Source organism: Stenotrophomonas maltophilia, from assembly GCF_003970865.1.
Taxonomy (GTDB): Bacteria; Pseudomonadota; Gammaproteobacteria; order Xanthomonadales; family Xanthomonadaceae; genus Stenotrophomonas; species Stenotrophomonas maltophilia_AR.
Window position 1 is genome coordinate 1 of the sequence record NZ_RXLZ01000004.1, and the last position, 12,809, is coordinate 12,809.

The following is a 12,809-nucleotide window of genomic DNA, read 5'->3' on the forward strand; positions in this document are numbered from 1 at the left end:
CCGGCTTTTCCCCGCCCGGGTTGCCGTTACATGGGAAGAAGAGGAGGAGTCAGGATACTCTCGTCGACGGAGTGGTCCACCAGGCGTTCACCGTACGTATTTCTTTTCCGGGGCAGTGTTGTGTTTTTGGGGGTGTGGTTTCAAGGAGAAAGCGGGATACGGGATAGGCGTCCCTGTCGTGGGCTCGGAGATGTGTATAAGGGACAGGCTGATCGTGATCACGCTGCTGGTGATGCCGACCGTCATCCACCGCGCGATGCGTGGCGTGCGCCGCTCCGCGCAACAGGCCAAGGAGCTGGACATCGGCCAGCCGGGCGCGCGGCTGGATGCGCAGCTGGTGTCGACCGAGGTCGCACCCTTGGTGGAAGCCTTCAACGACGCGATCGACAAGGTGCAGCAGGGGTATGCGGCGCGTGACAAGTTCCTTGCCGATGCCGCGCACGAGCTGCGTGTGCCGATTGCAGTGGTGCAGGCACGCCTGTCGCAGCTGCCGCAGGGCGAGTTGAAGTCGCAACTGCTGACCGACGTGGCGCGGCTCGGCAACGTCGCCGAGCACCTGCTTGACCTGCAGCGACTTGATCGCAATGTCGGCGCACTGCAGCGGCTGGATCTGGCGTTGCTGGTGCGTGAAGCGGCCGCCGATCTGGCGCCGCTGGTGGTCGGTGCCGGTTACGGCTTCGAAGTGGATGCACCGGAGGTTCCGGTGTGGATCCACGGCGACAGCCTGGCGCTGGGCCGGGTGATCGCCAACCTGGTGCACAACGCCATCGTCCACGGCGGCGGGCGCGGCACCATCTGCGTGCGCCTGGATGCACGCGGCCTGCTGGAAGTCAGCGATCAGGGCGCCGGTATTCCGGTGAGCGACCGTGAAGCGATCTTCGAGCCGTTCCATCGCCTGCGCGCGGCGGGCAGTGGCAGTGGCCTGGGCCTGCATCTGGTGAAGGAAATCGTGCAGCATCACGGCGGCTCGGTCAGTGTCGGCGAGGCTGCCGGCGGCGGTGCCAGCTTCCGGGTCAACTTCCACCGCGGCACCGTCCGGCGCTGACAGCCGCGCGGGGAAAACCCCGATAGGCAGCCTGTCACGCCTGGCGGCAGGCTGGTGGAATGGTTTCCGAACGTTCCGCGCCGGCCCTGTTCGGCCCCGGCTGCGCCGCCGGCCTGGTGCTGGGTGCGCTGGCCTGCGTGCAGATGCCGGCGCTGCTGCCGCTGTGGCTGAGCGTGCCGATGGCGGTTGCCGGCGGCGCGGGCTGGCTGCTGCGCTGGCGAGGCCGCAGCTGGGCTGCAGGCATGCTCGGCCTGGCATGGGCAACAGTGCACGGGCAGTGGACCCTGCACGGCCAGCTACCACCCGGCGCGCCGCCGCAGGATGTGCAGGTGCGCGGGCGGGTCGCCGATCTTCCGCAGCGGGGACCCGGCTACACGCGTTTCGTGCTGCATGTGGATGAGGCCGATACGCTGCCAGCGCTGCGTGGCAAGCGCCTGCAGGTCACCTGGAACGACCCGTGGCGCGGATCGTCAGCGCACGAGGCCGAGGGCGGACGCCATGCGGTTCGTGCGGGATCGGATTGGCAGTTGTCGTTGCGCGTGCGCGCGCCACGCTCGCGGATCAATCCCGGCGGCTTCGATGGCGAACGCCATGCATTGCTGCGCGGTATTTCCGGCAATGGCACGGTGCGCGACCCGGGCGCTGCGCATGAGCGCGCACCGGCGCAGGGCCTGTCGGCCTGGCGCGCGCGCAGCAGTGACGCCATCGCCACGCAGGTGGCACACCCTGCCGCGCGGTTCGTGCAGGCCTTGGCACTGGGCGACACCCGTGGCCTGTCCGATGCCGACTGGGAGCACCTGCGCGCGCTGGGCCTGACCCATCTGGTTGCCATCTCCGGCTTTCACGTGGGCGTAGTGGCTGGCTTCGGCGTACTGCTGTGTCGCGTGTCGTGGTGGCTGTGCCCGGTGTTGGGACGGTACCGGCCACGGCCGCAGGCGGCGGCATGGGGCGCGGCGCTGGCCGCAGCCGCCTATGCCGTGGCAGCCGGCGGCGCGCTGCCGACGGTGCGCGCGGCGCTGATGATTGGGCTGGTGGCACTGGCCCGGGCCGGACGTCGCCCGGTGGGTGCGGGGCAGGGGCTGGCCCTGGCCGCGATGGTGATGCTGCTGCCGGCACCGCTATCGGTGTTGTCGGCCGGCTTCTGGCTCAGCTTTTGCGGGGTGCTGTGGCTGCTGTGGTGCCTGCCGCGAACCGGGCCGGAGGGCGTCGGTGGGGGCCTGCGCGGCTTCCTGGCTGCCCAGGGCGTAGCCAGCCTCGGCCTGTTGCCGCTGTGCGTGGCCCTGTTCGGCGGCACCGCGCGGTTGGGGCCGCTGGTCAATCTGCCGATCATCCCGTGGTGGACCCTGCTGGTGGTGCCGTTGTCGTTGCTGGGTACCGGGCTGCAGGTGCTGCATGACGGTGCCGGGCGTTGGGCCTGGCGTGCCGCTGCCTGGCTGTTCGAGCTGAGCTGGCAGGCGCTGCAGCCACTGGCGCTGCACCCGCAGGCGATGTGGTGGTTGGCCGAGGCGCCGCGCTGGGCCGTACCGGCGGCATTGGCGGGGGTGTTCTGGTGGCTGCTGCCCCGCGGCGCCGGCGGTGGCCTGGCGGGCCTGCTGTTGTGCCTGCCGCTGCTGTGGCCCGCCCGGCATGCGCCGGCCGAGGGGGAACTGGAGCTGCTGGTGCACGACGTAGGGCAGGGCACTGCGGTGCTGGTGCGTACGGCGCGGCACGCGCTCTGGTACGACGTGGGGCCGCCGACCGGCGGCGAAGGCAACGAACGCATTCTGGTCCCGGCCCTGCGCGCGCTCGGCCAGGGGCCGCCCCGGCAGGTGATGCTCAGCCATGACCATCTTGATCACACCGGCAGCCTGCCCAGCCTGCGCCGGCAGCTGCCCGGTCTGCAGCTGCTGGCGCCACCCGGCAGCACCATCGCTGGCGCCACGCCCTGCCAGCAGGGGCTGCGCTGGCAGTGGGACGGGGTCGATTTCCAGGTCCTGCACCCGGCGCCGGGCAGTCGCCAGGCCGAGAACGAGGACAGCTGCGTGCTGCGCATCGCCAGCCGTCATGGCGTGGTCCTGCTGCCGGGTGACATCGGCCGACCGGCCGAGCGGACGCTGCTGCAGGCGTCTCCGGCCGCGCTGAAGGCGGATGTGGTGCTGGTGCCGCACCATGGCAGCGGCGGCAGCTCCAGCGCGCCGTGGGTTGAGGCCGTGGCGCCACGGCTGGCGGTGGTCTCGGCCGGGCACCGCAACCGCTTCGGGCACCCCCGCCAGGACGTGGTCCAGCGCTGGCAGGCGCAAGGGGCCGAGGTACTGGCCACGGCCGATTCCGGGGCGATCCGCATATGGCTTGGCGCACAAGGGCTGCAGCTGCGTGAACAGCGCATCCACGCATCCCGCTGGTGGGATGCCGCTGGGCGGGCGCGGTCGGCTGCTATCCTATCGCCGATCGAACAAGCGGCCGTTGGGCCGGAGGGTTGAAACGTGTGGGAACTGGTCAAGGCCGGTGGCTGGCCGATGGTGCCGCTGCTGCTGTTGGGCGTACTGGCTTTGGCGATCATCCTGGAGCGTTTCTGGTCCCTGCGACGTACTGAAGTGCTGCCGCCCGGCCTCGGCCAGGAAGTGCGCAACTGGGCGGCACGCGGCAAGCTCGACCCGGCCCACCTGCAGACCCTGCGTGCGAACTCGCCGCTGGGCGCGCTGCTGGCCGCGGCGCTGGAAGCGCGCAACCGCCCGCGTGACCAGATCCGCGAGCGCATCGAAGACACTGGCCGCCACCTGGTGCATCGCATGGAGCGTTTCCTAAACGCGCTGGGCACCATCGCTTCGGCCGGGCCGCTGCTGGGCCTGCTGGGCACGGTGATCGGCATGATCCAGATGTTCCTGGGCATCCTCGACCACGGCGTGGGTGATGTGAACCAGCTGGCCGGTGGTATCGGCAAGGCATTGGTGTGCACCGCCACCGGCATGATCGTCGCCATTCCGGCGCTGATGTTCCACCGCTATTTCAAGGGCCGCATTCACGGCTACGTGGTGGAAATGGAGCAGGAAGCCAGCGCGCTGCTGGATACGCTCGACGGCCGCCCCGGGGTGATGAACCCTGCCGCTGCCACGCGCCCGGCCGGCGCGGCCACGGCGAAGGCCTGATCGATGCGTATCGGCAACGACCGATCCCAGGATGAGCCGCATATCGACCTGGTGCCACTGATCGACGTCATCCTGGTGTTGATCATCTTCTTCGTGGTCACCACCACCTTCGACGCGCGCTCGACCCTCCAGGTGGAGCTGCCCACGGCCAGCCAGCAGCCCAGCAATGAGCCGCCGCGCTCGTTGAGCGTGCTGATCAACGCCGAAGGCCGCTACTTCATCAATGACCAGGAAGTGCTGCGCAGCGACGTCGAGTCGGTCAAGCAGACCATCGCGGCCGTTGCTGGCAGCGACCGCACCCAGCCGGTGCTGTTGCGTGCCGATGCCCGCACGCCCTATCAGGCCGTGGTGACCGTGCAGGATGCGCTCGGTCAGCTCGGTTTCCGCCGTATTGCCATTGCAACAGCACCCGAGGTGCGTCCATGAGTTCCAAACACGCGCCGGTGTGGCCGATCTACAAACGTCTGCTGGGGTATACCCGCGCCTATTGGGGCCTGATGGTCGCCGCCGTCATCGCCATGGTGGTGGAGTCGGTGGCCGGTTACCACTTCACAAAGCTGATGGAGCCGCTGGTCAACCGTGGCTTCGTCAATCCCGAACCGAAAATGGCGGTGATCCTGCCGCTGACCATCCTCGGCCTGTTCCTGATGCGCAGCGCCGCCACCTGGGTCAGCGACTACGCGCTGGCCAAGACCGGCCGCAGCGTGGTGCGCGACCTGCGTGAGCAGGTGCTGGCCAAGTACCTGCACCTGCCGTCCTCGCATTTCGATACCGAATCGACGCCGGTGATGGTCAGCCGCCTCAACTTCGATACCGAGCAGGTCACCCAGGCCAGCGCCGATGCACTCAAGACCGTGGTTGCCGACACCCTGACCATCATCGCCATGCTGGCGGTGATGCTGCAGATGAGCGTCAAGGTGACCGTGGCCATGCTGGTGGTGGTGCCGATGATCGGCGTGATCGTGTCCTACGTCGGCAAGCGCTACCGCCGTATCAGCCGCGGCATCCAGGACGGCATGGGCACGATGGCGCAGACCGCCGAGCAGTCGCTGGCGGCCCAGCAGGAAGTGAAGGTGCACGGCACCCAGCAGCACGAAATGTCGCGCTATTCGCGCCTGGCCAACCGCATGCTGGCGCTGAACATGAAGGTGGAAATCACCCGTGCCGGTGCCTCCAGCGTGGTCCAGTTCCTGGCCGCGCTGGCGCTGGCGGTGATCGTCTGGGTGTCGACCCGCGAAGCACTGGCAGGCCGCCTCAATGCCGGCCAGTTCATGGGCCTGATGATCTCCATGACAGCGATCATCCCGTCGCTGCGCCGCCTGACCAGCGTGCAGTCCTCGATCTCCCGCGGTGTGTCCGCCGCCGAACGCCTGTTCGACATCCTCGACATGCCGGTCGAGCGCGACGAAGGCCGCAACACGGTGCAGCGCGTGCGTGGCGAACTGGCCTTCGAGCACGTCATGCTGCGTTACCGCGAAGACAGTGGCATCGCCCTGGACGACATCAGCTTCGTGGCCAAGCCGGGTACGGTCACCGCCATCGTCGGTCGATCCGGCAGTGGCAAGACCAGCCTGATCCGGCTGGTGCCGCGCTTCTATGAACCCAGCGGTGGGCGCATCACCCTCGATGGGGTGGCACTGGACGACTATCCGCTGGCTGACCTGCGTCGCCAGGTGGCGATGGTCGGGCAGAAGGTCATGCTGTTCGACGACACCATCGGCGCCAACATCGCCTACGGCATGGACGCGACCGATGAACAGATCCGGGCGGCGGCCGAAGCCGCAAACGCCTGGGAGTTCATCGCACGCATGCCGCAGCAGCTGCAGACCCCGGTGGGCGAGAACGGCGCGCTGCTGTCCGGTGGCCAGCGCCAGCGCCTGGCGATCGCCCGTGCGATCCTGCGCGACGCCCCGATCCTGATCCTCGATGAAGCTACCGCCGCGCTCGACAACGAATCCGAGCGCCTGGTGCAGGACGCACTGCAGCGCCTGATGCCCGAGCGCACCACGCTGGTGATCGCGCATCGCCTGTCGACCATCGAGCATGCTGACCAGGTGCTGGTGATGGACCACGGTCGCATCGTCGAGCGCGGTACCCACAAGGAGCTGCTCACCATGGGTGGCCTGTACCAGCATCTGCACAGCATGCAGTTCCGCGAAAGGCAGGACTGATGGCCGGCAAGGGCACCCAGACCCCGCCGTACTGGTACGACGGCAGCCCGGTTCCGTGGGCGATGCGCCTGCTGGCGCCGCTGTATGCCGGCGTCACTGCGCTGCGCCGGCGCGCCTATCGGCGTGGCTGGCGCAAGCGTTACACGCTGCCGGTGCCGGTCATCGTGGTCGGCAACATCACCGCCGGCGGTACTGGCAAGACGCCGCTGACCATCGCGCTGGTGGAGCGCCTGCGTACCGCCGGCTGGAAGCCGGGCGTGGCCAGTCGTGGCTACGGCCGCGAAGATGCCGACAAGCCGCTGTGGGTAAAGGCCGATACGCCGACCGCCAAGGGCGGTGACGAGCCGGTGCTGATTGCCTGGAAGACTGGCGTGCCGGTACGCGTGGACAGTGATCGCGTTGCTGCCGGCAAGGCGCTGATCGAGGCCGGCTGCGATGTGATCGTCTGCGACGACGGCCTGCAGCACTATCGGCTGGCGCGTGACATCGAAATCGAAGTGGTCGATGCGCAGCGCCGCTACGGCAATGGCCGGATGATCCCGGCCGGGCCGTTGCGCGAGCCGGTCAGCCGCGCCAGCGAGTGCGACTTCCGCGTGGTGAATCTCGGCCAGGCCGATGAGGAATCTGCAGCCCGGGCCTGTGGTTTCGGCCAGTGGCCGATGGCCCTGCACATCGACAGCGCACAACCGCTGGCCGGAGGCCGTGCCCGTCCGCTGTCGTATTTCAAGGGCCAGCGCGTGCACGCGGTGGCCGGCATCGCCCACCCGCAGCGCTTCTTCGACATGCTGCGCGCGCGTGGCATCGGCGTCGTGCCGCATGCCTTCGCTGACCATCAGGCCTATCAGCCGCAGGACCTGTCCTTCGGCAGCCAGTTGCCGGTGCTGATGACCGAAAAGGACGCGGTGAAATGCCGTGCGTTCGGCAATGACTGGCACTACGCGGTCCCGCTGCGCGCCGAGCTGCCTGCCGCATTCTGGGTGGCGCTGACCGACCGCCTGGACAAGCTGCGACCGAACTGAGTGGCGCGGCGGCGCTTGCATTCATGCGCCGCCGGCCGCATTCCCGTTGTAACGAGCCTGCCGAGTATCGCCCCATGACCGAATTCGTCGTCGCCATCCCGGCCCGCTATGCCGCCTCGCGGCTGCCGGGCAAGCCGCTGCGCCTGCTGGGCGGTGAGCCGCTGGTGCTGCATGTGGCGCGCCGCGCGCTGCAGGCCGGTGCCGGTGAGGTCTGGGTCGCTACCGACGATCAGCGCATTGCCGACGCACTGTCCGGCCTGGCCGAAGTGAAGGTGGCAATGACCGCCACCTCGCATGCCTCCGGTACCGACCGCCTTGCCGAGTGCGCGCGCATCGCCGGCTGGGCCGACGACACCGTGGTGGTCAATCTGCAGGGCGATGAACCGTTCGCGCCCGCGGCAGGCATCCGCGCGGTGGCCGAGGCGCTGCTCGATGGCAACGCGCCGATGTCGACCCTGGCGACCGCCGTGGAGGATGCAGAAACCCTGTTCGATCCGAACGTGGTGAAGCTGGTGCGCAACGTGCGCAACGAGGCGATGTACTTCAGCCGCGCGCCGATCGCCTGGCATCGCGATGGCTTTGCACGCAGCCGCGACACGCTGCCGGCCGGTCACAACTGGCTGCGCCACATCGGCATCTACGGCTATCGCGCCGGTTTCCTGCAGCAGTTCGCGGCGATGCCGCCGGGCCAGCTGGAGCAGGTCGAATCGCTGGAACAACTCCGCGTGCTGGAAGCGGGCTTCCCGATCAGCGTGGCGATCTCACCCGAACCGTTCCCGCCGGGCATCGACACGCCCGAGGATCTGGAGCGCGCCGAAGCACTGCTGCAGACGCTGGCTGCCCGATGAAGCTGCTGGTCGTCTGCCTCGGCAACATCTGCCGTTCGCCGATGGCCGAAGGTGCGCTGCGCGCACGCCTGGAGGCCTCGCCGCTGGCCGGGCAGGTGCAGGTCGATTCGGCCGGCACCGGCGACTGGCATGTGGGCGAGCCGCCGGACCGGCGTGCGATCGCCTGCGCGGCCGGGCACGGCGTGGACATCGGCGGCCTGCGTGCACGCCAGCTGCAGGCCGTGGATTTCGACCGTTTCGACTGGATCCTGTGCGCCGACGAGGCCAACCTGCGTGATGCCGGCCGCCTCGCTACGCCCTCCCAGCGCGAGCGGCTGGCGCTGTACCTGCCGTGGTCCGGCGGGCAGGGCAGAGGGGCGATCCCGGACCCGTACACCGGCGGCAGTGAGCATTTCGAACAGGTCTGGACATTGGTCGACGATGCTGCAAAACGTGCCGTGGCACGACTGTTGCATGACGCCGACTCCGGCATAATCGGGCCATGAACGTCCAGCCCGTCCCGGACCTGCCCGAGTTCGCCACCTGGCTCAATGCCACCCCCTGCACCCTGACCGAACTGCGCGGTCGGCCGGTGGCGCTGTTGTTCGTCAACGCCGCCTCCGCCTGGAGTGCGCAACGCCTGGCCGAATTCGGCCAATGGCTGTCGCGCCACCCCGGCAAGCTGCAGCCGCTGGTGCTGCAGGTGCCGCGCTTCGACTTCGAACGCGACGCCGGTGCTGCACTGAAGCTGCTGCGTCGCCAGGGCCTGACGATGCCGGTACTGCTCGATGCCGACTGGGATGGTTGGCGCCGCTTCGGCATCACCGCCTGGCCGACGCTGGTGCTGCTGGATGCGCAGGGCCGCGAGCAGCAACGGCTGGTCGGGCAGGGGGCACCCGGTGAGCTGGAGCGCGCCTTGAACGCGCTGTGCGAAGGTGCACCGTCGGCACCGCCGCGTGGCGGCAGCGAACTGCACCCGGAACCCCGCCAGGCGCTGCGCTTCCCGCTGGGCCTGGCAGTCAGTACCGAACGCCTGTACATCGCCGACAGCGGCCACCACCGCATCCTCGAATGCAGCCATGGCGGCCGTATCCTGCGCCAGTTCGGGCTGGGCACCGCCGATTTCATGGACGGCAACCTCGCCGAAGCGGCGTTTCATCGCCCGCAGGCGCTGGTGCTGGAACGCGATTCGCTGTACGTCGCCGATACCGGCAACCATGCCGTGCGCCGCATCAACCTGCTGACCGGCATCGTCGATACGTTGTGTGGCAACGGGCGTCCCGGGGCGCCGGTGGAAGGTCCGGTCGCGCAGGCGCGGCAGGTCTCGCTGGACCATCCGGTCGGCCTGGCCATCGCCGACAACCAGTTGCACATCGCCATGGCCGGCGACAACCGCATCTGGAGCTACCACCTGGGCCAGCGCAGCCTGCAATGGCGGGCGGGTAGTGGTTCCATCGACGAGCGTGATGGCAGCGGCCATCTGGCTGCGTTCGCGCAGCCGACCGCGCTGGCCGTGGTGCAGCAGGTGCTGTACGTGGCCGATGCATTGGGTTCCTCGATCCGCGCGCTGCAGTTGCGCGGCGACCTGGTGCAGACGCTGGTGGGGCAGGGGCCGTGGCGCTTCGGCAGCGAAGACGGCCCGCGTGCGGACGCCAGCCTGCAGTTCCCGCAGGCGATCGCGCTCAGCCCGGATGCACCGCTGCTGTGGATTGCCGATACCGGCAACGGTCGCCTGCGCACGCTGCGCCTGGGTGGCGGTGAACTGACCACCCAGCCGCTGCCGCGCCGCCTGCATGGCCCGGCGGGGTTGGCGGTAGGCGCCGGTGCGGTGTGGATCGCCGAGACCGACGCCCACGCCGTGCTGCGCTTCGATCCCGACAGCGGCGTGCTCAGCGAAGTGCCGATCAGCGAATGACCGACGTTCCCGCTCCGGTCTTCGACGGCAAGGCCTTCGCGGCCCAGCTCAGCACCGCCCCTGGCGTGTATCGCATGTACGCGGCCGACGACACCCTGCTGTACGTGGGCAAGGCGCGCGCACTGCGCAACCGCGTCGGCAGCTATTTCAACGGCAGCCCGAAGAACGCGCGGATCATGTCGATGATCTCGCAGATCACGCGCATGGACGTGACCGTGACGCGCTCGGAAGCCGAGGCGTTGCTGCTGGAAAACCAGCTGATCAAGTCGCTGTCGCCGCGTTACAACGTCTCGCTGCGCGACGACAAGACCTATCCACATGTGCTGCTGACCCGCGAGGACTGGCCGCGCATCGCCCTGCATCGTGGCCCGCGTGCCATTCCCGGCCGCTACTTCGGGCCGTACCCCGGCGTGACCGCGGTACGCGAAACGCTGAACCTGATGCACAAGCTGTTCAAGCTGCGCAGCTGCGAGGACAGCGTGTTCCGCAACCGTTCGCGGCCGTGCCTGCAGTACCAGATCGGCCGTTGCAGCGCGCCCTGCATGGAGCTGGTGCCGGCGCCGGACTACGCCGAATCGGTGCGCCGCGCGGCGCTGTTCCTGGAAGGCAAGAGCGACGAACTGACCCGTGAGCTGGGCGAGCAGATGCAGGCCGCCAGCGAGGCGCTGGAGTTCGAGCAGGCCGCGCGCCTGCGCGACCTGATCTCCTCGCTGCGCAGCATGCAGACCCGTCAGTACGTGGACGGTCGCGCCGCCGACCTGGACGTACTGGCGGTGGCCATGCAGGGCTCGCAGGCCTGCGTGCTGCTGCTGGCCTTCCGTGATGGCCGCAACCTCGGCACCCGCCCGTTCTTCCCGCGCACCAATGGCGAAGAGAGCCCGGAGGAAGTGCTGGCCGCGTTCGTCTCGCAGTACTACATCGAATTCGAGCCGCCGCGCGAGATCCTGCTGGACCGCGAGATTCCCGACGCCGACCTGCTGGTTGCTGCGCTGTCGGCCTCGGCCGAGCGCAAGGTGCAGCTGAAGTGGAACGTGCGCGGCGAGCGTGCCGGCTACGTGGAACTGGCCAGCCGCAACGCGCAGCTGACCCTGGCCACCGAACTCAACAGCCGCAACGCGCAGCACGCGCGCAGCGATGCACTGCGCGACATGCTGGGCCTGGCCGAGCCGGTCAAGCGTGTTGAATGTTTCGATATCAGCCACACCCTGGGCGAGGCCACCGTAGCCTCGTGCGTGGTGTTCGACGCCGCCGGTCCGGTGCGCGCGCAGTATCGCCGCTTCAACATCAGCGGCATCGAGCCGGGCGATGACTACGCCGCCATGCGCCAGGCCATCGACCGCCGCTTCCGCCGTGCGGTGGAAGAGCAGGGCGTGCTGCCGGACGTGCTGCTGATCGACGGTGGCGCCGGGCAGCTGGCGCAGGCCCAGGCCGCACTGGCCGACCTGGGTGTGGAAGGCGTGCTGCTGGTGGGTGTGGCCAAGGGCGTGGAGCGCCGCGCCGGCCACGAGGCGTTGGTGATGCCCGATGGCCGCGAGCTGCGCCCGGGCGCGGCCAACCCGGCGCTGCAGTTCATCCAGCAGGTGCGCGATGAGGCGCACCGCTTCGCCATCACCGGCCATCGTGGCCGCCGCCAGAAGGCGCGGATGACCAGCAAGCTGGAGGACATCCCCGGTATCGGGCCGCGCCGTCGCGCCAGCCTGCTCAAGCATTTCGGCGGCCTGGTCGGCCTGAAAGCCGCTGGCGAAGCGGAAATCGCCAAGGTGGAAGGCATCAATGACGCCCTCGCGGCACGTATCTACGCTAACCTGCACGGGTTGGCCACGCCTGATGCGGCCGAGTAGAGAGAGAAGCACGCAAGCATGAAGTTGACCCTGCCCACCTGGCTGACGTTGTTGCGGATCGTGATGATCCCGGTGCTGGTGCTGGTGTTCTACCTGCCCTACACCTGGACCAACTTCGCTTCGGCGGCGATCTTCGGCCTGGCCGCGATCACCGACTGGCTCGACGGCTGGATCGCACGCCGTTACCAGCTGGAGTCGGCCTTCGGCGCCTTCCTCGACCCGGTCGCGGACAAGCTGATGGTGGCAGTGGCGCTGTTCCTGATCGTGCAGGGCCACCCGACGCCGTGGATGGCGTTCTGGGCGGCGGTCATCGTCGGCCGCGAGATTGCGGTATCGGCGCTGCGCGAATGGATGGCTGAGCTGGGCCAGCGCGCCAAGGTGCGCGTGGCGATGATCGGCAAGGTCAAGACCACCGCGCAGATGGTCGCGCTGTTGTGCCTGCTGTATTCGGTGGCCCCCAACGTGCCGGTGGAAGACATCTGGATGGGCTGGCCGGTGTTCCACATCGGCGACTGGACCCTGGCGATCGCCGCGGTGCTGACCCTGTGGTCGGGCCTGCAGTACCTGCACGCCGCCTGGCCGAGCTTGCGTGATGACGAGCGCGCGGCGCGCGAGCGTGCGCGGCAGAAGAAGCTGGGCAACTGAGCCCATCGATTCGCCCATCCACGCATGGCGTGGATCTACTCGACGCGCTGGACGGATCTACGGTGATGCCCCATCCACGCATGGCGTGGATCTACTGGAAATGCTGCATCCACGGATGGTGCGGATCCATCGGTTTGTGGGGATGCTGTAGTAGATCCACGCCATGCGTGGATACGCAATGCAAGGTGCCTCGCAGACCCTGAGAAAAAGCGCTTGACGCC

10 protein-coding genes and 1 pseudogene are annotated in these 12,809 nt (G+C 68.7%); all 11 read left to right on the forward strand.

All coding sequences use genetic code 11. The features are described 5' to 3' along the window. Positions 1-208 precede the first annotated feature (208 nt). A pseudogene (locus EKL94_RS01880) lies at positions 209-1,045 on the forward strand (sensor histidine kinase); the annotation flags it as partial. A 59-nt stretch (positions 1,046-1,104) separates the two neighbouring features. Further along, a complete protein-coding gene (locus EKL94_RS01885; RefSeq protein WP_126927762.1) occupies positions 1,105-3,504 on the forward strand; it encodes a DNA internalization-related competence protein ComEC/Rec2 in 2,400 nt (799 codons plus the stop codon). 3 nt (positions 3,505-3,507) lie between these two features. After that, on the forward strand, positions 3,508-4,170 hold the full coding sequence (locus tag EKL94_RS01890; protein WP_019337175.1) for a MotA/TolQ/ExbB proton channel family protein: 663 nt from the start codon (positions 3,508-3,510) through the stop codon (positions 4,168-4,170). A 3-nt stretch (positions 4,171-4,173) separates the two neighbouring features. Beyond that, positions 4,174-4,596, forward strand: a complete 423-nt coding sequence (locus EKL94_RS01895) for an ExbD/TolR family protein (protein ID WP_126927763.1) — start codon at positions 4,174-4,176, stop codon at positions 4,594-4,596. After that, positions 4,593-6,341 (forward strand): lipid A export permease/ATP-binding protein MsbA, encoded by a 1,749-nt coding sequence (gene msbA / locus EKL94_RS01900; RefSeq protein WP_126927764.1) that lies wholly within the window; start codon positions 4,593-4,595, stop codon positions 6,339-6,341. Before EKL94_RS01895 ends, msbA begins: the two co-directional genes overlap by 4 nt. Continuing rightward, a complete protein-coding gene (lpxK, locus tag EKL94_RS01905) occupies positions 6,341-7,360 on the forward strand; it encodes a tetraacyldisaccharide 4'-kinase (protein WP_126927765.1) in 1,020 nt (339 codons plus the stop codon). The genes msbA and lpxK overlap by 1 nt, the downstream gene beginning before the upstream one ends. Positions 7,361-7,434: 74 nt before the next feature. Continuing rightward, positions 7,435-8,208 (forward strand): 3-deoxy-manno-octulosonate cytidylyltransferase, encoded by a 774-nt coding sequence (gene kdsB / locus EKL94_RS01910; protein ID WP_126927766.1) that lies wholly within the window; start codon positions 7,435-7,437, stop codon positions 8,206-8,208. After that, entirely contained in the window at positions 8,205-8,693 is a 489-nt protein-coding gene (locus EKL94_RS01915; protein WP_126927767.1) for a low molecular weight protein-tyrosine-phosphatase, read from the forward strand. Before kdsB ends, EKL94_RS01915 begins: the two co-directional genes overlap by 4 nt. After that, positions 8,690-10,102, forward strand: a complete 1,413-nt coding sequence (locus EKL94_RS01920; protein WP_126927768.1) for a hypothetical protein — start codon at positions 8,690-8,692, stop codon at positions 10,100-10,102. The genes EKL94_RS01915 and EKL94_RS01920 overlap by 4 nt, the downstream gene beginning before the upstream one ends. Continuing rightward, positions 10,099-11,943, forward strand: a complete 1,845-nt coding sequence (uvrC, locus tag EKL94_RS01925; protein WP_126927769.1) for an excinuclease ABC subunit UvrC — start codon at positions 10,099-10,101, stop codon at positions 11,941-11,943. Before EKL94_RS01920 ends, uvrC begins: the two co-directional genes overlap by 4 nt. Positions 11,944-11,961: 18 nt before the next feature. After that, entirely contained in the window at positions 11,962-12,588 is a 627-nt protein-coding gene (gene pgsA / locus EKL94_RS01930; RefSeq protein WP_012510614.1) for a CDP-diacylglycerol--glycerol-3-phosphate 3-phosphatidyltransferase, read from the forward strand. Positions 12,589-12,809 lie beyond the last annotated feature (221 nt).